This is a genomic window from Herbaspirillum sp. AP02 (assembly GCF_015767275.1).
In the GTDB taxonomy this organism is placed as follows: domain Bacteria; phylum Pseudomonadota; class Gammaproteobacteria; order Burkholderiales; family Burkholderiaceae_D; genus Herbaspirillum.
Map to the genome: position 1 here is coordinate 977,773 of NZ_JADWMY010000001.1, position 18,875 is coordinate 996,647.

Sequence of the window (18,875 nt, forward strand, 5' to 3'; positions counted from 1 at the left end):
TCTCATCGAAGCCCGCCTTGACTCTTACTCTTGCTCGACTTACCGGTCGATTTCCCCGAACACGATGTCTTGCGTACCGATGATGGTGACCGCGTCGGCAATCATGTGACCCTTGGCCATTTCGTTCAGGGCCTGCAGGTGGGCAAAGCCCGGGGCACGGATCTTCAGGCGGTACGGCTTGTTGGCACCGTCCGAGACCAGGTAGATGCCGAATTCGCCCTTCGGGTGCTCGACGGCGGCATACGCTTCGCCGGCAGGCACGCGGAAACCTTCGGTGAACAGCTTGAAGTGGTGGATCAGGTCTTCCATGTTGGACTTCATGTCCGCGCGCTTGGGAGGAGCGATCTTGTGGTTGTCGGTGATGACCGGCCCCGGGTTGTTGCGCAACCACTCCACGCACTGCTTGATGATGCGGTTCGACTGGCGCATTTCGGCCACGCGCACCAGGTAGCGGTCATAGCAGTCGCCGTTCTTGCCCACGGGGATATCGAAATCCATCAGGTCGTAGACTTCGTAGGGCTGCTTCTTGCGCAAGTCCCAGGCGATGCCCGAACCACGCAGCATCGGACCGGAGAAGCCCATCTGCAGCGCGCGTTCCGGCGAGACCACACCCACGCCCACCAGACGCTGCTTCCAGATACGGTTATCGGTCAGCAGGGTCTCGTATTCGTCGACATAGGTCGGGAAACGGTTGGTGAAGTCTTCGATGAAGTCCAGCAGCGAGCCCTGACGGTTTTCGTTCAGTTCGCGGATGGCCTTGTCGTTACGCACGATCGATGCCTTGTATTGCGGCATGCTGTCCGGCAGGTCGCGATAGACGCCACCCGGACGATAGTAGGCCGCGTGCATACGGGCGCCGGAGACGGCTTCGTAGCAGTCGAACAGGTCTTCGCGCTCGCGGAAGGCATACAGCAGCACGCCCATCGCGCCCACGTCCAGCGCATGCGCGCCGATCCACATCAGGTGGTTCAGCAAACGGGTGATCTCGTCGAACATCACGCGGATGTACTGCGCGCGCAGCGGCACTTCCAGACCCAGCAGGCGTTCGATGGCCAGCACGTAACCGTGCTCGTTGCTCATCATCGAGACGTAGTCCAGGCGATCCATGTAGGGCACGGACTGCAGGAAGGTCTTCTGCTCGGCCAGCTTTTCGGTGCCACGATGCAGCAGGCCGATATGGGGGTCGGCGCGCTGGATGACTTCACCGTCCAGCTCGAGCACCAGACGCAGCACACCGTGCGCGGCCGGGTGCTGGGGACCGAAGTTCAGCGTATAGTTTTTGATCTCTGCCATTATTTGATCCCGTAGTTTTCTTCACGAATGATGCGCGGAGTAATCTCTCGCGGCTCGATCGTCACGGGTTGATAGATGACGCGTTTCTGCTCGGCGTCGTAGCGCATTTCGACATAGCCCGACACCGGGAAGTCCTTGCGGAACGGATGGCCGATGAAGCCATAGTCGGTCAGGATGCGACGCAGGTCGGGGTGACCATCAAACAGGATGCCGTAGAAGTCGAAGGCTTCGCGTTCGTACCAGCCAGCCGAATTCCAGATCGGATCGACCGAGGCCACGATGGGCAGGTCATCATCCGGAGCAAACACGCGCACACGCACGCGCCAGTTGTGCGCAATCGACATCAGGTGCGACACCACGGCAAAGCGCGGGCCCTCCCAGGCGCCATCGCCGTAGGCCGAATAGTCCACACCGCACAGATCGAGCAGCTGTTCGAAGCGGGTGTCGGCATGGTCGCGCAGAACGCGCATGGCCGACAGATAGTCGGTCGCCTTGACCACCACGGTGACTTCACCGAGGGCCACGGTCAGATTCTGAAGATACCCTCCAAGCGCATTACGCAGGGCGGCTTCGAGAGTTTCCAATTTAGTCGTCATACTGCCCTCTTAGCGCGCGATGGTGTTGGTGCGCTTGATCTTGTTCTGCAGCTGGATCACGCCATACAGCAGTGCCTCAGCCGTCGGCGGGCAACCCGGAACGTACACGTCCACCGGCACGATGCGATCGCAACCGCGCACCACCGAATAGGAGTAGTGATAGTAGCCACCACCATTGGCACAGGAGCCCATGGAAATGACCCAGCGCGGTTCCGGCATCTGGTCGTAGACCTTGCGCAGCGCCGGCGCCATCTTGTTGCACAGGGTACCAGCCACGATCATCAGGTCGGACTGGCGCGGCGACGGACGGAACACCGCACCGAAGCGGTCCAGGTCGTAACGCGAAGCACCGACGTGCATCATTTCAACCGCGCAGCAGGCCAGACCGAAGGTCATGGGCCACAGGGATCCGGTACGGGTCCAGTTGATTACCTTATCCAGCGAGGTGGTAACAAACCCCTCATTCAATACGCCTTCAATAGACATGGCTTACTCCCAATCCAGGGCACCCTTTTTCCAGATGTACCAAAATCCGACAACAAATTCAGCGATGAAGACCATCATCGTGACGAAACCTTGCCAGCCCAGCTCACGCATGGACACGCCCCAAGGGAAGAAGAAGGCGGTTTCCAGATCAAACAGGATGAACAGGATGGCGATCAGGTAGTAGCGCACATCGAATTTCATGCGCGCATCTTCGAATGCTTCGAAACCGCATTCGTAAGGAGAAGTTTTTTGAGCGTCCGGCTTGTGCGGACCGAGGAGACGACCGAGGAGCTGGGGAGCGACACCGACACCGATGCCGACAAGAATAAACAGGAGGACTGGGAAGTAATTTTCGAGGTTCACGATTGGCCGCTATGCGTTGGTTTATCGATGGGAATGATTCTCAATATCAATCAGAAACTTCCTCGACAAAAAGCCAGCTCAGGCACTAGGACCTTCGCTGGCTTTTCATTTCATTTCTATGGTGCCGACGACGAGACTCGAACTCGTACAGCTTTCGCCACTACCCCCTCAAGATAGCGTGTCTACCAATTTCACCACGTCGGCCTGAGACTGCTATTGTACCTTCATTTGTTACTCTTGTTCAATGCACAATCAGCTAAAAAGAAAGATTCTTCTATGTTTATTCCGGGATTATTCCAGAATACGCAAAGGCTTATTTCGGAATCTGATTCGACTGGTCAGCCGGCTTGGCAGCGTCAGCCGGGGCAGCAGGAGCAGCCGGTGCAGCCGGTGCAGCTTGCTGGGCAGGAGCGGCCGGCGCCTGCAGATTATCCATCACGCCGCCGCTTTGCGCCACGTGATGATTGCCGATGAACGTCAGACCCAGGGTCGCGACGAAGAAGATACCGGCCGCCACCGCGGTCGACTTGGACAGGAAGTTCGACGAGCCGGTGGCACCAAACAGGCTGCCGGATGCACCCGAGCCAAAGGCCGCACCCATGTCGGCGCCTTTACCGTGCTGCAACAGCACCAGACCGATGATCGCCAGCGCTGCCAGCACCTGAACTACAACCACAACCAAAAACAATGTATTCATTTAAACAAGTCCACTCTTGATGTTTCAATTGCCCGCCGCCGAAGTATCCCTTCCGCAACTGACAAACCCCTTACTCTACCCTTCAGGCCGCCGCGTTGACGATGGCCAGAAAATCCGTTGCCTTCAGTGCCGCGCCGCCGATGAGACCACCATCGATATCGGCCATGGCCAGCAATTGCTGCGCGTTGTCCGGCTTCATGCTGCCGCCATACAGGATGCACACCTTGGCGGCGGCTTCGGCACTCTTGGCACCCAGTCGCGCACGCAGCATGGCGTGCACTTCCTGCGCCATTTCCGGCGTTGCCGTCTTGCCGGTGCCGATGGCCCAGACAGGCTCGTAAGCCACCACGATGCGCGCCGCATCCTCAACACTCAAGGCCGTCAGCACCACATCAAGCTGACCGCCCACGATTTCATTGGTCTGGCCGGCTTCGCGCTGCTCCAGCGTTTCACCCACGCAGACCACCGGCACCAGGCCGGCCTTCAATGCCGCCACCGTCTTGGCCGCCACCGCCGCGTCGGATTCGCCATGATAGGCGCGACGCTCGGAGTGACCGAGGATGACATATTGCACACCAAATTCCTGCAGCATCGCAGCCGAGACCTCGCCGGTGTATGCACCGGAGGCGTAGGCCGACATGTCTTGTGCACCCAGCGCCACGGACGAACCCGCCACCGCGCCCTGCACCTGCGCCAGGTAAGGCGCCGGCACGCATACCGCGACGTCGCAGACAGTGGCCGGCAGGCCTTCCTTGATGCCGGCCACCAGGGCCGCATTGGCAGCCAGGCTGCCGTTCATTTTCCAGTTACCGGCTACGAGTTTACGACGCATAGGCTGTGATCTACGAGATGGGTGTCAATTTGGATAACCTCGTATTGTAGCCGGTTGCTGTAAAGGCGGTCAAACCGGACCACCCATCCCCACCTGCGCGCCTACAATTCCAGCATGATCTTGCCGATGTGGGCACTCGATTCCATCATCGCGTGGGCCTGGGCCGCCTGTTCCAGCGGGAAACGCTGGTGGATCACCGGCTTGATCTTGCCTGCCTCGATCAGCGGCCAGACGTGCTGACGCAGATTGGCGGCAATGGCGGCCTTGAACGCCACCGGGCGCGGGCGCAGGGTCGATCCGGTGATGGTCAGGCGGCGACGCATCACCTGCCCCATGTCGAGCTGCCCCTTGGCGCCGCCCAGTTGGGCGATGAAGACCAGACGACCATCATCGGCCAGCGCCTTGATCTCGCGCGGCAGGTAATCCCCACCGACCATATCCAGGATGACATCCACCCCACGACCACCGGTCAATTCCTTGACCACGGCCTCGAAGTCCTCGGTCTTGTAGTTGATGGCGCGTTCCGCACCGAGCTCTTCGCAGGCCCGGCACTTTTCGGCGCTGCCGGCAGTAGCGAACACACGATGCCCCAGGGCGCGGGCGATCTGGATGGCCGTCACGCCGATCCCGGACGAGCCGCCCTGCACCAGCAGGGTTTCCTCGCCCGACAATTGCCCCCGGTCGAAGACATTGCTCCAGACCGTGAAGTAGTTTTCCGGCAGCGCGGCCGCCTCCAGGGCGCTCAACCCCTTGGGCACCGGCAGGCACTGCGCCAGCGGGGCCGCACAGTATTCGGCATAGCCACCACCCTGCACCAGCGCACAGACCAGGTCGCCCAGCTTGAAGCCGCTGTCGCCCAGCTCACCGGCCACGATCTCGCCGGCCACTTCCAGGCCAGGCAGGTCGGACGCGCCCGGCGGCACCGGATAGTTGCCGGTACGCTGGAATACATCCGGACGGTTCACGCCGGCTGCGTGCACCTTGATCAATACTTCACCGGGCTTCAACTCCGGTACCGGGCGCTCGCAGGGTTGCAATACCTCGGGGCCGCCAAATTCCTTGATTTCGATTGCTCGCATGGGTCCTGTCCTTGATCGATAGTGGGTTCAGAGCGACGCTGCGGCGCGCGCAGCCGTGTCATAGAGCCCGGAGGCATTGCGCAACAGCTGGGCCGCCTGGCCGATGTCGTGATTGGAGACGCCGCTTTCGGCCTGGGTCTCGATGAGACAGCGCTCGCGCACTTCGCGGTAGCGCATGCACAGCGCCTGCCCCTCGGGCGTGGTGGAAAACAGCAGTTCCTTGCCGGCCTTCTCGCTCTGCACCAGGCCGGCCTTCACCAGCTTCTTCAATGCATAGGTGACCACGTGGGTGTCTTCGACGTTCAACACGAAGCAGATGTCGGCCAGCTTCTTCTTGCGCTCGCGGTGGTTCACATGGTGCAGCAGGGAGACCTCGATGGCCGTCATGTCCTTGGCGCCGGCGGCCGACATGCAGCGCACCATCCAGCGGTTGAAGGCGTTGCCCGCCATGATCAATCCGTATTCCAGCTCGGACATCTCGGCACTGCGCTCGGAAACCAGATGCTGGGAAGAGACGATCTGGGGTGAGGTGGAAGGTGGGTTGGGCTGGTTCATCAGGGCAAGTTCAGTCACGACAAAATGGCAACACTATATCGCAAAGCAAAATAAATAATTTATCGACACATTGTCTGTATTTTGCGCGGAAGGTAATATCGGCATCCAGGTAGTCGCCTTTAATTTACAAGCCGACAAGAACTGCCGCCGATCCACGCGCCGACGCCACCACGGGCCGATCGCTTCATCCATACCGAGCAACAACAAGAACATGCAGCCCCCGAAGATTCATCCGCTAGGCGACAGCGCACTGCTCTGCAGCCTGCCCGCGCCTGCGAGCCTGCCCCAGCAGCAGCGCATCTGGAACCTGGCCCAACTGGCCGCCCAATGGGACGAGGTCAGCGAAGTAGTCCCCGGCATGAACAATCTGACCCTGTTCACGCACCGCCCGGTGCGTGACCTGGAGCTCTTGCGCGAGCGCATCACGCAAGCCTGGCCCGGACTGCACGCCAGCCGCTATCAGGGTCGCGTGGTCGAGATCCCGGTGGTCTACGGCGGCGATGCGGGCCCTGACCTGGAGAACGTGGCGCGCCATACCGGCCTGTCCCGGGAAGAAGTCATCAGGCGCCATAGCGCCGCTGACTACGTGGTCTATTTCCTCGGCTTCATGCCGGGCTTTGCCTATATGGGCGGCCTGGCACCGGAACTGGCCACGCCGCGCCACACCACGCCGCGCATGACCATTCCCGCCGGTTCAGTGGGCATCGGCGGCGAGCAGACCGGCATCTACCCGATGCCCTCGCCCGGCGGCTGGCAGGTGATCGGCCAGACCGCGCTGCACCTGTTCGACCCGGCCCAGGAACCACCGACGTTGCTATGCCCGGGTGACCATGTGCGCTTCACGGTGGAAAGGATCGACGCATGATCGAGATCCTCCAACCCGGCATGCTGGCCTCGGTACAAGACCTCGGACGCCCCGGCCACCGCAGCCAGGGCATCCATCCCGGTGGCGCCCTCAACGCACTGGCCCTGGCCAGCGCCAACCTGCTGGTCGGCAACGCACCCGGCGCCGCCGGCATCGAGATCACCATGGGTATCTGCGAACTGCGCTTTGGCCGTGCCACCCGCATTGCACTCGGCGGTGACGATGTCGGTGCCACGCTGGACGGCAAACCGATATCGGCCTGCTGGAGCCTGCCGGTCAGCGCCGGCAGCGTGCTCCGCTTCGCTCCCGTGGCATCCGACCTGCCGCAGCACCCCGCGCGCCACAGCATGCGCAGCTACCTGGCTGTGGCCGGCGGCATCGATGTGCCCGTGGTCCTGGGTTCGCGCAGCACCGACCTGAAAGCTGGCTTCGGCGGCCATCAGGGACGCGCCCTCAAGCGAGGCGACAAACTCGCCGTCGGCGACGACCAGGCCGCCCTGCGCGCGGTCAGCGGCCCGGCCTTCGGCGTACGCGCCCCCGACTGGAACCGCAGCGAACGGCAAGCGCATCAGCGCGGCGGACATGTCACGCTGCGCGTCTTGCCCGGTCCGGAGATCGAGGAATTCACCAAAGCTGCACGCGACGCCTTCTGGTCCACGCCCTGGCGCATCACGCCCAGCAGCAACCGCATGGGCTACCGGCTGGAAGGCGAGGAACTCAAGCGCAAGCACGCCCGCGACATGCTCTCCCATGGCGTGGTACCGGGCGTGATCCAGGTACCGCCTTCGGGCCAGCCCATCATCCTGATGGGTGATGCCCAGACCACCGGGGGCTATCCCAAGATCGGCGTGGTCATCGGCGCCGATCTGTGGAAGCTGGCGCAGGCACCGCTCAATGCCACCCTGCGGCTTGAGCCCTGCACCCTGGACCAGGCCCTGCTCGCCGCCGAGGAGCAGCAACGCTATCTCGATACCATCGGCGATACGGTGGCCGCGCTAGGCTGGTCGCGCGCCACGCTCTACAAGAAATGAGGATGACGCCATGCACATCGACCTGAATGCCGATCTCGGCGAAGGCTGCGACACCGATGAAGAACTGTTGACCCTGGTCAGCTCGGCCAACATCGCCTGCGGCTGGCATGCCGGCGACGCCGCCACCATGCGCCGCTGCGTGCGCTGGGCGATCCAGAATCACGTCGCCATTGGCGCCCACCCCAGCTTCCCCGACCGCGAGAACTTCGGCCGCAGCACCATGCACCTGCCACCCGAAGACATCGTCAGCGGCATGCTCTACCAACTCGGTGCGCTGGACGCCATCGTGCGCGCCGAAGGCGGCCGCCTGCGCCACGTCAAGCCGCATGGTGCGCTCTACAACCAAGCCGCCAAGGACGCCGTGCTGGCCAACGCCATCTGCGCCGCCATCCGCACCTTCAATCCCGAACTGAGCCTGGTTGGCCTGGCCGGCAGCGAACTGATTGCCGCCGCCCGTCATGCCGACCTCAACGCGGTGGAAGAAGTCTTCGCCGATCGCGCCTACGAGGCCGATGGCAGCCTGGTGGCACGCAGCAAGCCGGGCGCCATGATCGAGAACGATCAGGACGCCATCGCCCAGACCCTGATGCTGGTCCGGCAGAAGCAGGTCAAGGCCATCGACGGCAGCATCGTCAGCGTGCATGCCCAGACCGTCTGTCTGCACGGTGACGGCCCGCATGCACTGGATTTCGCGCGCCAGATCCGCGCCCGCCTGCATGAAGAACGCATTGCCGTGCGTGCCGCGGCCTGAACAGCTTATCGGCGCTAGCGCGCCTCAGGAATTGTCCGGTCGCCGGGCAAATTGCAGTACCCCATAACAATTAGAAATGTCGACGCAGGAAGACCATGTGACCGCGGCTACGCCATGCCTGCATCCACCAGGGCGCATCAGCAGGGAGGCTACGGCCAGGCTGGCATGGCCCTTGCAGCGACTGGTTCAACTCATTCACAACCAGGAGTCTTCATGGAGAGCACGACACTATTGCCACTGATCGGGATACCGATCGTCGTGGCCGGATTTGCACTACGTTTCAACCCGCTGCTGGTGGTCACGGTCGCGGGACTGACGACCGGACTCTCGGTCGGCATGGATTTCGGCATGCTGCTGGAAACCTTCGGCGAGAAGTTCGTCAACAGCCGTTCGCTGGCGACTTTCCTGCTGATCCTGCCCATCATCGGGCTGCTGGAACACTACGGTCTGAAGGAACGTGCACAGGCCTGGATTTCGGGCATTGCCAGCGCCACTTCTGCGCGCATCCTGATGCTCTATTTCCTGCTGCGTGAAGGAACTGCCGCACTGGGCCTGATCTATCTCGGTGGCCAGGCGCAGACCGTGCGTCCGCTGCTGGCCCCCATGGCCGAGGGTGCCGCCGTCAATGCCTATGGCGAAGACCTGCCACAGCCCATCCGCGACAAGATCAAGGCGCACGCTGCCGCCTGTGACAACATCGCCGTGTTCTTCGGCGAGGACATCTTCATCGCCTTCGGCGCCGTCCTGCTGATGGATGCCTTCCTCAAGGAAAACGGCATCACCAACATCGAACCGCTGCACATCGGCCTGTGGGCCATTCCCACCGCCCTCTCGGCGCTGGTGATCCACATGTTCCGCCTGACCCGCCTGGACGCCTCCATCCGCCGCGACGTGGATGCCTGGAAAGCCGGCCAAACCGACTCCGCCAAGGTGACCGCATGAACACGCTCATTTCCATCAACCGCATCTACTATCTCATCGGCATCATCGTCATGATGCTGGTGGTGATGACCCTGCGCGACAAGGGCAACCCCAAGCGCCTGAGCACGGCACTGTTCTGGTTCCTGTTCGGCGCCGTGTTCCTGTTCGGCGACCTGCTGGTGGAGAACCTGGGCAAGTCCATGGCTCACCGCATCATCGGCGCTACCGTCATCATCATCTCGCTCATCGCCGGTACCGGCATGCTTTCCATGGGCAGCTATGCCACCTCGAGCTACGAAGAACGCGTGAGCTCGGCCAAGCGCCTGGGCAACTGGCTGTTCTTCCCGGCCGTGCTGATCCCGGTGATCACGGTGGCCTGTACCGTGCTGCTCAAGGGCGTATCGGTCGGTGGCGTGATGCTGCTGGACCAGAAGCAACTGACCCTGGCCGCACTCTGCGTAGCCTGTATCTGCGCCCTCATCGCCGGTTGCATGCTGACCCGTGGCACGCCGCTGCAGGCGGTGCGCCAGTCGCGCCGGCTGGTGGACTCGATCGGCTGGGCAGCCATCCTGCCGCTGATGCTGGCCATGCTGGGGGGCGTCTTCGTGGCTGCCAAGACCGGTAGCTCGGTGCAACAGGTGGTGAGTCTGTTCGTCAATCCGGACAACCGCTTCCTGGTGGTGGTGATCTATTGCGTGGGCATGGCGTTGTTCACCATGGTGATGGGGAACGCCTTTGCCGCCTTCCCGGTGATGAGCGCGGGCATCGCCCTGCCCTTCCTGATCGTCGGCCATCATGCCGACCCGGCGCCGCTGGTGGCCATCGGCATGTACTCCGGCTACTGCGGGACCTTGATGACCCCCATGGCGGCCAACTACAACATCGTGCCGGCCGCACTGCTGGAACTGAAGAACAAGTACCAGGTCATCAAGGTGCAGATTCCGACCGCCCTGACGCTGCTGACGGTCAACGTGTTCCTGATGTATTTCCTCGCCTTCCGCTGATCCCCGCGAAACGGCAAGACGCCGCTCTGCCCCATCGGCGCAGGTGGCGTCGCTTCATCTAGCTTCAAGGAGTCCCCATGCAACTCACCCTCGAACGGGCCGACGCGTTTGCCCGCATGCCACTGGCCTACCTGCGCCAGGAATATCCCAACCACATCATGCATGTGCTCCATGGCGCAGCAGACGTACTCTCGCCGCGCGCCATGCATCCGGTGTTCTACGGCTGCTACGACTGGCACTCGGCAGTCCACGGCTTCTGGCTGCTGCTGCGCTGCGTGCAGCGCTTCCCCGCCCTGCTGGCGCGCAGCGACATCGAAGACATCTTCGATGAGCACTTCACGCGGGAACTGATGGAACGCGAGACCGATTACTTCCGCGTCGGCGGTCGCGGCCCCTTCGAACGCCCCTATGGCTTCGGCTGGATCCTGGCGCTGGACCAGGAACTGGCACAATCGACCCTGCCCCGCGCCGCTGCCTGGCGCAGCGCCATGGCACCACTGACCATGGAAATCCGCAGCCGCCTGCTGGACTATCTCTCCACGCTCAGCTATCCCATCCGCGTGGGTACCCACTACAACACCGCCTTCGCACTGGCGCTCTCGCTGGACTATGCACGCCACGTGCAGGACAGCGAACTGGAAACGGTGATCGTAGACAGTGCCCTTCGGTATTTCAGCAAGGACACCGACTATCCCGCTCACTATGAACCGGGCGGAGACGAGTACATTTCCGGCGCGCTGACCGAAGCGCTCCTGATGAGCAAAGTTCTTTCCAGCGCGGACTTCCCCGCCTGGTTCGACCGCTACCTGCCCCGCGTGGCCGAGGTCTCGCAGATCATGCAGCCGGCGCATGTCTCGGACCCCACCGATCCCAAGATCGCCCACCTGGATGGCCTGAACCTGTCGCGTGCCTGGTGCATGAAGACCGTGCTGCGACACCTGCCCGCCACCCACGCGGCACGGGCTGCCATGGAGACCTCCGTACAGCGTCACATCGCCGCCTCCATCGATCAGGTGGTCGGCAGCCACTACAGCGGCGGCCACTGGCTGGCCAGCTTCGCCATGCTGGCGCTGGAAGACTGAGGCCGACGCCCTTTCTCCACACAGCACAACGCCCGCGCTTCCAGCCATGGAAACGCGGGCGTTGTTTCTGTGAGGCGGCGAAAACTACTCGGCCACTTCCTTGCGCAGTGAGGTCGCCTCGCCCTGCGTGGGCATGGTCGCCGAGATCACCCGCGCACTGCGCTTGAAGGTGAAGTAGGCCCAGGCCCAGTCGGCCATCACCATGATGCGGTTGCGGAAGCCGATCAGGAAGTACACGTGCACGAACAGCCAGAACAGCCAGGCCGGGTAGCCCGAGAACTTCAGCTTGCCGACCATGGCGATGGCGGCCTTGCGCCCGATGGTGGCCAGCGAACCGTAGTCCTGATAGACGAAGGTCTCGGGCTTCTGGCCCGCGATGCGATGCCTGATATTGCGCGCTGCCACCCGCCCCATCTGCTTGGCCGCCGGCGACACGCCCGGCACCGGCTTGCCATCGGACTGCGCGGCCGCCAGGTCACCGATCACGTACACATCCTCATGCCCGGCGATATTGAGCTCCGGCGACACCGGTACGCGACCGGCGCGGTCCACCTCGACCCCGAGCTGCTTGCCCAGCGGCGAGGCCGCCACGCCGGCCGACCAGATCACGGTGCGCGTGGCCAGGCTCTGTTCGCCGTCGAAATTGGCATAGCGCACGCAGGTCTCGTCGATGTGCACCACGCGACAGCCGGTGCGCACATCCACGCCCAGCTTATGCAGTTGCTCGCGCGCCTTTTCCGACAGGTCCGGTGGATAGGCCCCGAGTACCCGCTCCGAGCCTTCCACCAGCACCACCCGCGCCGAATGCGGATCGATATTGCGGAATTCGCCGGACAAGGTATGCCGGGCGATTTCCACCAGCGTCCCGGCCATTTCCACGCCGGTGGCACCGCCGCCGATGACGGTAAAGGTCAGCCACTCCTGGCGGCACCGCGCATCGGTTTCGCGCTCGGCCCGTTCGAAGGCCATCAGGATGCGCTTGCGGATCTCGAAGGCGTCTTCCAGGGTCTTCAGACCGGGGGCCAGCGCGCTCCACTCGTCATGACCGAAATAGCTGTGCGTGGACCCGGCCGCGACGATCAGATGATCATAGGACAGCACGATGCCGTCTTCCAGCGTGACGGTCTTGCCGGCAGTATCAATGCCGATGACCGCGGCCATCAGGGTGGTCAGGTTGCTCTGGTGCGCCAGGATGGCGCGGATCGGCGCGCTGATGGCCGGCGCCGACAGCCCGGCCGTCGCCACCTGGTACAGCAGCGGCTGGAACAGGTGATGGTTGCTGCGATCGATCATGGTGATGCGCAGGTCGGCACTGGCCAGCTCGCGCGCGGCAGCCAGGCCGCCGAATCCACAACCGATGATGATGACGTGGGGCATTGCCTTCCTTTCAAAAGTAATGTGTTGTTCTGCCTGTATGTACCCATCGGCTCGCACCGGATCAGGTACCACAGATGTCCCCTACTCTCTATTCGGATGCACCTGCAGACGGGCACGCGGCGCCCCTTGCGGCCGTGACACCCAGGGACATCGCACCAAGCTTGATGTCCCTCATTGCAGAAGGACAGGTTCTCATACTTTTGGTTCGAAATCACTGGGACAGATTGTCCTGCCCGGCGAGCAGGCAAGACCGTACGCCCAAAGAAAAATCCCCCACGCCGCGAGGCATGGGGGATTTCTCTGTCGGTCACTCGCCGGCAGCCTTGTCAGCGCCGGCAGAGCCAGGACTTACTGCGGGTCCAGCGGAGCAGCCGCTTCGCCGCCTTCTTCAGCCTGGGCAGCCTTCATCGACAGCTTCAGGCGGCCGCGATCGTCGGTTTCCAGAACCTTGACGCGAACTTGCTGGCCTTCCTTCAGGTAGTCGGCCACGGCGTTGACGCGCTCGTTGGCGATCTGGCTGATGTGCAGCAGACCATCCTTGCCCGGCAGGACCTGGACGATGGCACCGAAGTCCAGCAGCTTCAGGACGGTACCTTCGTAGACCTTGCCCACTTCCACGGAAGCGGTCAGTTCTTCGATACGGCGCTTGGCTTCCTGACCAGCCGATGCATCCACGGAGGCGATGGTGACCACGCCTTCGTCGCTGATGTCGATCTGGGTACCGGTTTCTTCGGTCAGCGCGCGGATCACCGCGCCGCCCTTGCCGATCACGTCACGGATCTTTTCGGGATTGATCTTGATGGTGATCAGGCGCGGAGCGAAGTCGGACAGCTCGGCACGACCGGCCGGGACAGCTTCCTGCATCTTGTCCAGGATGTGGTGACGACCTTCCTTGGCCTGCTCCAGCGCGACCTGCATGATTTCCTTGGTGATGCCCTGGATCTTGATGTCCATCTGCAGTGCGGTGATGCCATTGGCAGTACCGGCCACCTTGAAGTCCATGTCACCCAGGTGATCTTCATCGCCCAGGATGTCGGTCAGCACGGCGAACTTGTTGCCTTCCTTGATCAGGCCCATGGCGATACCGGCGACATGTGCCTTCATCGGCACGCCGGCGTCCATCAGTGCCAGGCAGCCGCCGCACACCGACGCCATCGAGGAGGAACCGTTGGACTCGGTGATTTCCGAGACCAGGCGCACCGAGTAGCTGAACTCGTCGGCAGCCGGCAGCGCGGCGATCAGCGCGCGCTTGGCCAGGCGGCCGTGACCGATTTCACGACGCTTCGGGGTACCCACGCGACCGGTTTCGCCGGTGGCGAACGGAGGCATGTTGTAGTGGAGCATGAAGCGGTCGGTGTATTCGCCCAGCAGGCCGTCGATCTTCTGCTCGTCACGGGCGGTGCCCAGGGTCGCAATGACCAGTGCCTGGGTTTCGCCACGGGTGAACAGGGCCGAGCCGTGGGTACGCGGCAGCACGCCGGTACGGATCGAGATCGGACGCACGGTGCGGGTGTCGCGACCATCGATGCGCGGTTCGCCTTCCAGGATCTGCGAACGCACGATCTTGGCTTCCAGGTCGAACAGGATGGAACCGACGTCAGACGAATCGGCAGCCACCGTGCCATTGGCAACGGCTTCGGCCACCAGGGCTTCGTTCACCTGGGCCGAGACCGCCTTCAGCTTCTCGGTACGGGCTTGCTTGTCCTTGGTCTGATAGGCTTCGCGCAGCGGGCCTTCGGCCAGTTGCGACACGCGGGCGATCAGGGCTTCGTTCTTGGCCGGGGCAGTCCATTGGACTTCCGGCTTGCCACCTTCGCGCACCAGCGCGTGGATGGCTTCGATGACGGCCTTGGACTGGTCGTGACCGAACACGACCGCGCCCAGCATCACTTCTTCGGACAGCTGTTCGGCTTCGGATTCCACCATCAGCACGGCGGTTTCGGTACCGGCCACCACCAGGTCCAGTTGCGAGGACTTCAGTTGGGTCTGGGTCGGGTTCAGGACGTACTGGCCGTCGATGTAACCCACGCGGGCGGCGCCCACCGGGCCGTTGAAGGGGATGCCGGCCAGCGACAGGGCAGCCGAGGCGCCGATCATGGCGGGGATGTCCGGATCGATTTCAGGGTTCACCGACAGCACGTGGATGATCACCTGCACTTCGTTGAGGTAGCCTTCCGGGAACAGCGGGCGGATCGGACGATCGATCAGGCGCGAGGTCAGGGTTTCCTTTTCGGAGGGCTTGCCTTCACGCTTGAAGAAACCACCGGGGATACGGCCGGCAGCATAGGTCTTCTCGATGTAGTCGACGGTCAGGGGGAAGAAGTCCTGGCCGGGCTTGGCTTCCTTGCGGGCCACCACGGTCGCCAGGATCACGGTGTCTTCCACCGAGACCACGACGGCACCGGAGGCCTGGCGAGCGATTTCGCCGGTTTCCAGGGTGACTTGATGCTGACCGTACTGGAAGGTCTTGCTAACTTTATTGAACACGGTATTTCCTTTCTTTTATGGAGCCTGCCCCGACTGTGTCCGCGGTGCAGGGCTTCCTTTTGCCGACAGATTTTCAGGCGCTGTCGTTCACCTCACCACAGTGACCGGAGAATCCGGTCACTCACGACGAACGCGGCAGTCCGACTTCCGCGATGAAACGATGATGCATTCCTGCCCTGAGGGAGGGCGCCCTGCGCTTCGTTGAGCCCGGGCTCACGCCTGAGCTTGCCGAATCGCAAAAAACAAAATGCCCGCGTCAACGAGTGACGCAGGCATTTCATGGTGGTCCGGGGCATGCACCCCGGGACCCAGACGCGAAGTCAAATTACTTACGCAGACCGAGTTTCTCGATCAGGGCGCGGTAACGGTCGGCGTCCTTGTTCTTCAGGTAGGACAGCAGGCTCTTGCGACGGTTGACCATCTTGATCAGGCCACGACGGGAGTGGTGATCCTTGACGTGGGCCTTGAAGTGGCCGTTCAGGTCGTTGATGCGTGCGGTCAGCAGCGCGACTTGCACTTCCGGAGAACCGGTGTCGTTCGTGCCGCGGGCGTTTTCGGAGATAATGGCAGCCTTGGCTGCTTTTTCGATGGACATTGCTTTTACCTTTCACAAGCGGTGTGCGGAGCGCCAAATGATGTGCCCTGCATACCGTGAACAAAAAATGAGAATCCGGCCAACTCGACCGGACGCGAAATTATATAGCAAAAAGCCATTCCAACCAACATTCGCAGACAGGATCACGCCTGGCCGCCCCCTCCGCCGGGGCGATGATGCGATACCGGAATGACAACAAGAGGAAATTGACCATGAAGCAACGCTCCCCCTTCCTGCGCCGCACCCGCCCGCTGCTGGCCGCAGCCCTGCTGGCCAGCGCCGCATTGAGCGGCTGCGCCTCGCTGTTCCAGCCGCCCGTCTCACCTGGCGAGAGCGAAGAACAGGTCGTGGCACGCCTGGGCGCGCCCAGCAATGTGTATCCGGATGGCGACAGTCGCCTCTTCGAATACGCTGCCGGCGCCTTCGGCCAGTATCAGTACATGGCTCGCATCGGTCCCGATCACCGCCTGGTTTCCTACCAGCAAGTCTGGACCATCGAAAACTTCCGCGCCATCCGTACCAAGCAGGACACCAAGCTCGACGTACTGCGCCGGGTCGGCCGCCCCACCGAAGTGACGCGCTATGCCCGCATCCCCTTCGAGGCCTGGAACTACGGCTTCAAGGAAAGCGGCGTATGGAATTCGCAGATGACCGTCTACTTCACCGACCAGGGCATCGTGGAAAAGGTCGAGAACGGCCCCGACCCGCGCTTCGACGACACCCGCTCGCGCTTCTGATCCATCCGCCGCAGCCATGAAAAAGGCCGCCCGCTCTGCACTGCAGCGGGCGGCCTTGTCACGAGGACGGTCGATCAGGCTCAGACCACGGTGGCCAGCGCCAGCGTGAACAGCAGGGCCAGCACCGAGACCAGCGTTTCCATCACGGTCCAGGTCTTGAAGGTCTGCGGCACGGTCATGTTGAAATATTCCTTGACCAGCCAGAACCCGCCGTCATTGACGTGCGACAGGATCAGCGAACCGGCGCCGGTGGCCAGCACCATCAGTTCCGGACGCACGCCACCGACGGTGGACACGATGGGCGCGACGATGCCGCAGGCGGTGGTCATGGCCACCGTGGCCGAACCGGTGGCCACGCGGATCAGCGCAGCCACGAACCAGCCCAGGATCAGCGGCGACAGATGGGCATCGGTGGCGATCCCGACGATGGCCTTGGAAACGCCGCCATCCATCAGGATACGACCGAAGCCGGCACCCGCACCCACCACCAGCGTGATGCTGGCAATCGGCGCCAGACATTCGTTGGTGAACTTGAGGATCTGGTCGGCACCGAAGCCACGGGCACGACCGAAGGTCCAGAAGCTCACCAGGGTGGCGATCAGCAGCGCGATGACCGAGTTGCCGATCAGGCGCAGGAAGTCATTGGCGAAGGTCTTGGGCGCGAAGAACAGGTCGGCCCAGCTACCGATGAGCATCAGCGCCACCGGCAGCAGGATGGTGAACAGCGTAATGCCGAAGCCCGGCAGGTCACGGTCCTTCTTGCTGTCGTCGACGAATTGCGAGATCAGTGGGTTGTCCGGATCGGGAATCACCACCTTGGAGATCAGCTTGCCGAAGATCGGGCCGGCGATGATGGCCGTAGGAATACCCACGATCAGCGCAAACAGGATGGTGCGACCGATATCGGCGCTATAGGCGGTCACCGCCAGCAGCGCCGCCGGGTGCGGCGGAATCAGACCGTGCACCACCGACAGGCCGGCCACCATGGGGATACCCACCAGCACCATGTTGGTACCGGTACGCTTGGCGACGTTGAAGGCGATCGGCACCAGCAGCACGAAACCGACTTCGAAGAACACCGGCAGACCGACGATGAAGGCTACCGTCATCATGGCCCAGTGCACGTTCTTTTCACCGAAGGCCTTGATCATGGTGTTGGCGATGCGCTCGGCACCACCGGACTCGGCCATCATCTTGCCCAGCATGGTCCCCAGCCCCACCACCAGTGCGATGTGGCCCAGCGCACCACCGACACCCGTCTCGAAGGCCTTGACGATATTGCCCATGGGCATGCCGACAGCCAGGCCCAGCACCAGCGACACCACGATCAGGACGATGAACGGATTCATCTTGAATTTGGCGATCAGCACGATCAGTGCAATCACCGCTACCAGTGCATAGACCAGTAGCGCACTCCCTTGTACAGCCTCCATCTGTTGCTCCTCTTCAGAAGGTAAAAAGACACCCGCCGGCGATACCACACCCCTGCCGGCAAACATGAACTGCCAAATCGAACAGAACTCTTGAAACCTTGAAATCATCCAAATCACTTAAATGATTTATATGATTTATATGATTTAGATTATTTGTATGATTTATACGACCCAGGTCATTCGCTGCACCTGTGTCATCAGCAGGCTGCATCGGGATACTTGACGACCCCTTCGATGCCAGCCCGCCCGATCATCAGCGCTTGAAGGCCACGCAATCGACCTCGACCTTGCAATCCACCACCATGCTCGACACCACGCAGGCGCGGGCCGGTGGATTGGCGCCAAAGTATTCCTTGAAGACCTTGTTGAAGGACTGGAAGTCGCGTGCGTCATCCAGCCAGACGCCACAGCGCACCACGTGCTCCGGTCCGTAGCCGGCTTCCTTCAGGATTGCCAGCACGTTCTGGATGGCCTTGTGCGATTGCGCCACGATGCCGCCATCGATCACTTCGCCGTTTTCCATGGCCACCTGGCCCGACACGTACAACCAGCCGTCAGCGGCCACTGCGCGTGCGAAGGGCAGATGCTGACCACCGGTACCGCTGCCACCTTCCACGCCAAATCGTTGAATACTCATTGCTGCTCCTTCACTTTGATTCACATTGAAACTTAAAGAACTGAAAAAACTTAA

The 18,875-nt window shown here is 62.2% G+C and carries 20 protein-coding genes and 1 tRNA gene; 7 read left to right on the forward strand and 14 right to left on the reverse strand.

Features of this window, described 5'->3' with window-relative positions; all coding sequences use genetic code 11:
- Positions 1 to 39: 39 nt before the first annotated feature.
- From I5R65_RS04395 to I5R65_RS04435, 9 genes are all read right to left on the reverse strand, one after another.
- Complete coding sequence (locus tag I5R65_RS04395) at positions 40 to 1,293, reverse strand: NADH-quinone oxidoreductase subunit D (protein ID WP_102664570.1); 1,254 nt, start codon at positions 1,291 to 1,293, stop codon at positions 40 to 42.
- Positions 1,293 to 1,889, reverse strand: a complete 597-nt coding sequence (locus I5R65_RS04400) for an NADH-quinone oxidoreductase subunit C (RefSeq protein WP_180667474.1) — start codon at positions 1,887 to 1,889, stop codon at positions 1,293 to 1,295. Before I5R65_RS04400 ends, I5R65_RS04395 begins: the two co-directional genes overlap by 1 nt.
- 9 nt (positions 1,890 to 1,898) lie before the next feature.
- Positions 1,899 to 2,375, reverse strand: coding sequence for an NADH-quinone oxidoreductase subunit B family protein (locus tag I5R65_RS04405; RefSeq protein WP_006712940.1), 477 nt, complete (start codon positions 2,373 to 2,375; stop codon positions 1,899 to 1,901).
- A 3-nt stretch (positions 2,376 to 2,378) separates the two neighbouring features.
- A complete protein-coding gene (locus I5R65_RS04410; RefSeq protein ID WP_006712939.1) occupies positions 2,379 to 2,738 on the reverse strand; it encodes an NADH-quinone oxidoreductase subunit A in 360 nt (119 codons plus the stop codon).
- 119 nt (positions 2,739 to 2,857) lie between these two features.
- Positions 2,858 to 2,942: transfer RNA gene (locus I5R65_RS04415), tRNA-Leu, on the reverse strand.
- A 109-nt stretch (positions 2,943 to 3,051) separates the two neighbouring features.
- Positions 3,052 to 3,435, reverse strand: a complete 384-nt coding sequence (gene secG, locus I5R65_RS04420) for a preprotein translocase subunit SecG (protein ID WP_180667473.1) — start codon at positions 3,433 to 3,435, stop codon at positions 3,052 to 3,054.
- 82 nt (positions 3,436 to 3,517) lie between these two features.
- Complete coding sequence (tpiA, locus tag I5R65_RS04425; protein WP_180667472.1) at positions 3,518 to 4,267, reverse strand: triose-phosphate isomerase; 750 nt, start codon at positions 4,265 to 4,267, stop codon at positions 3,518 to 3,520.
- Positions 4,268 to 4,368: 101 nt separating this feature from the next.
- Positions 4,369 to 5,346 carry an NAD(P)H-quinone oxidoreductase gene (locus I5R65_RS04430; RefSeq protein WP_180667470.1) on the reverse strand — a complete coding sequence of 326 codons (978 nt, stop codon included), beginning with the start codon at positions 5,344 to 5,346 and terminating at the stop codon, positions 4,369 to 4,371.
- Between the two features lie 27 nt (positions 5,347 to 5,373).
- Positions 5,374 to 5,901, reverse strand: coding sequence for a winged helix DNA-binding protein (locus tag I5R65_RS04435; RefSeq protein WP_102664574.1), 528 nt, complete (start codon positions 5,899 to 5,901; stop codon positions 5,374 to 5,376).
- Positions 5,902 to 6,112: 211 nt separating this feature from the next.
- Here I5R65_RS04435 and pxpB point away from each other — a divergent pair, with 211 nt between their 5' ends.
- The 6 genes from pxpB to I5R65_RS04465 all read left to right on the forward strand — a co-directional run bounded on the left by pxpB (position 6,113) and on the right by I5R65_RS04465 (position 11,555).
- Positions 6,113 to 6,766: a 5-oxoprolinase subunit PxpB gene (gene pxpB, locus I5R65_RS04440; protein ID WP_180667469.1), complete on the forward strand. Its 654-nt coding sequence runs from the start codon at positions 6,113 to 6,115 to the stop codon at positions 6,764 to 6,766.
- Entirely contained in the window at positions 6,763 to 7,797 is a 1,035-nt protein-coding gene (locus I5R65_RS04445) for a biotin-dependent carboxyltransferase family protein (RefSeq protein WP_180667467.1), read from the forward strand. The genes pxpB and I5R65_RS04445 overlap by 4 nt, the downstream gene beginning before the upstream one ends.
- Positions 7,798 to 7,807: 10 nt before the next feature.
- A complete protein-coding gene (pxpA, locus tag I5R65_RS04450; protein WP_180667465.1) occupies positions 7,808 to 8,548 on the forward strand; it encodes a 5-oxoprolinase subunit PxpA in 741 nt (246 codons plus the stop codon).
- Between the two features lie 213 nt (positions 8,549 to 8,761).
- Positions 8,762 to 9,490, forward strand: a complete 729-nt coding sequence (locus tag I5R65_RS04455; protein ID WP_180667464.1) for a DUF969 domain-containing protein — start codon at positions 8,762 to 8,764, stop codon at positions 9,488 to 9,490.
- A complete protein-coding gene (locus I5R65_RS04460) occupies positions 9,487 to 10,473 on the forward strand; it encodes a DUF979 domain-containing protein (RefSeq protein WP_180667462.1) in 987 nt (328 codons plus the stop codon). Before I5R65_RS04455 ends, I5R65_RS04460 begins: the two co-directional genes overlap by 4 nt.
- Before the next feature lie 77 nt (positions 10,474 to 10,550).
- Positions 10,551 to 11,555 (forward strand): DUF2891 domain-containing protein, encoded by a 1,005-nt coding sequence (locus I5R65_RS04465; RefSeq protein WP_180667461.1) that lies wholly within the window; start codon positions 10,551 to 10,553, stop codon positions 11,553 to 11,555.
- Positions 11,556 to 11,639: 84 nt separating this feature from the next.
- On the opposite strand, the gene I5R65_RS04470 is transcribed toward I5R65_RS04465, so the two are convergent.
- From I5R65_RS04470 to rpsO, 3 genes are all read right to left on the reverse strand, one after another.
- On the reverse strand, positions 11,640 to 12,932 hold the full coding sequence (locus I5R65_RS04470) for an NAD(P)/FAD-dependent oxidoreductase (protein WP_180667459.1): 1,293 nt from the start codon (positions 12,930 to 12,932) through the stop codon (positions 11,640 to 11,642).
- A 348-nt stretch (positions 12,933 to 13,280) separates the two neighbouring features.
- On the reverse strand, positions 13,281 to 15,419 hold the full coding sequence (pnp, locus tag I5R65_RS04475; protein WP_180667458.1) for a polyribonucleotide nucleotidyltransferase: 2,139 nt from the start codon (positions 15,417 to 15,419) through the stop codon (positions 13,281 to 13,283).
- A gap of 325 nt (positions 15,420 to 15,744) precedes the next feature.
- Complete coding sequence (rpsO, locus tag I5R65_RS04480; RefSeq protein ID WP_006712917.1) at positions 15,745 to 16,014, reverse strand: 30S ribosomal protein S15; 270 nt, start codon at positions 16,012 to 16,014, stop codon at positions 15,745 to 15,747.
- 212 nt (positions 16,015 to 16,226) lie between these two features.
- Between rpsO and I5R65_RS04485 the strand changes: the two genes are divergently transcribed.
- Positions 16,227 to 16,751 (forward strand): hypothetical protein, encoded by a 525-nt coding sequence (locus I5R65_RS04485; protein WP_180667457.1) that lies wholly within the window; start codon positions 16,227 to 16,229, stop codon positions 16,749 to 16,751.
- An 80-nt stretch (positions 16,752 to 16,831) separates the two neighbouring features.
- Here I5R65_RS04485 and I5R65_RS04490 read toward each other — a convergent pair whose 3' ends face one another.
- On the reverse strand, positions 16,832 to 18,184 hold the full coding sequence (locus I5R65_RS04490) for a GntP family permease (protein WP_180667456.1): 1,353 nt from the start codon (positions 18,182 to 18,184) through the stop codon (positions 16,832 to 16,834).
- A 253-nt stretch (positions 18,185 to 18,437) separates the two neighbouring features.
- Positions 18,438 to 18,821 carry a RidA family protein gene (locus tag I5R65_RS04495; RefSeq protein WP_006712914.1) on the reverse strand — a complete coding sequence of 128 codons (384 nt, stop codon included), beginning with the start codon at positions 18,819 to 18,821 and terminating at the stop codon, positions 18,438 to 18,440.
- Positions 18,822 to 18,875: the final 54 nt, after the last annotated feature.

Coding starts and splice junctions, on each gene's coding strand:
- I5R65_RS04430 (WP_180667470.1), bottom strand. CDS start 5,346: ATGCGAGCAATCGAAATCAAGGAATTTGGCGGCCCCGAGGTATTGCAA.
- rpsO (WP_006712917.1), bottom strand. CDS start 16,014: ATGTCCATCGAAAAAGCAGCCAAGGCTGCCATTATCTCCGAAAACGCC.
- I5R65_RS04470 (WP_180667459.1), bottom strand. CDS start 12,932: ATGCCCCACGTCATCATCATCGGTTGTGGATTCGGCGGCCTGGCTGCC.
- I5R65_RS04465 (WP_180667461.1), top strand. CDS start 10,551: ATGCAACTCACCCTCGAACGGGCCGACGCGTTTGCCCGCATGCCACTG.
- pxpB (WP_180667469.1), top strand. CDS start 6,113: ATGCAGCCCCCGAAGATTCATCCGCTAGGCGACAGCGCACTGCTCTGC.
- I5R65_RS04445 (WP_180667467.1), top strand. CDS start 6,763: ATGATCGAGATCCTCCAACCCGGCATGCTGGCCTCGGTACAAGACCTC.
- secG (WP_180667473.1), bottom strand. CDS start 3,435: ATGAATACATTGTTTTTGGTTGTGGTTGTAGTTCAGGTGCTGGCAGCG.
- I5R65_RS04460 (WP_180667462.1), top strand. CDS start 9,487: ATGAACACGCTCATTTCCATCAACCGCATCTACTATCTCATCGGCATC.
- I5R65_RS04400 (WP_180667474.1), bottom strand. CDS start 1,889: ATGACGACTAAATTGGAAACTCTCGAAGCCGCCCTGCGTAATGCGCTT.
- I5R65_RS04405 (WP_006712940.1), bottom strand. CDS start 2,375: ATGTCTATTGAAGGCGTATTGAATGAGGGGTTTGTTACCACCTCGCTG.
- I5R65_RS04495 (WP_006712914.1), bottom strand. CDS start 18,821: ATGAGTATTCAACGATTTGGCGTGGAAGGTGGCAGCGGTACCGGTGGT.
- tpiA (WP_180667472.1), bottom strand. CDS start 4,267: ATGCGTCGTAAACTCGTAGCCGGTAACTGGAAAATGAACGGCAGCCTG.
- I5R65_RS04435 (WP_102664574.1), bottom strand. CDS start 5,901: ATGAACCAGCCCAACCCACCTTCCACCTCACCCCAGATCGTCTCTTCC.
- I5R65_RS04485 (WP_180667457.1), top strand. CDS start 16,227: ATGAAGCAACGCTCCCCCTTCCTGCGCCGCACCCGCCCGCTGCTGGCC.
- pxpA (WP_180667465.1), top strand. CDS start 7,808: ATGCACATCGACCTGAATGCCGATCTCGGCGAAGGCTGCGACACCGAT.
- I5R65_RS04490 (WP_180667456.1), bottom strand. CDS start 18,184: ATGGAGGCTGTACAAGGGAGTGCGCTACTGGTCTATGCACTGGTAGCG.
- I5R65_RS04395 (WP_102664570.1), bottom strand. CDS start 1,293: ATGGCAGAGATCAAAAACTATACGCTGAACTTCGGTCCCCAGCACCCG.
- I5R65_RS04455 (WP_180667464.1), top strand. CDS start 8,762: ATGGAGAGCACGACACTATTGCCACTGATCGGGATACCGATCGTCGTG.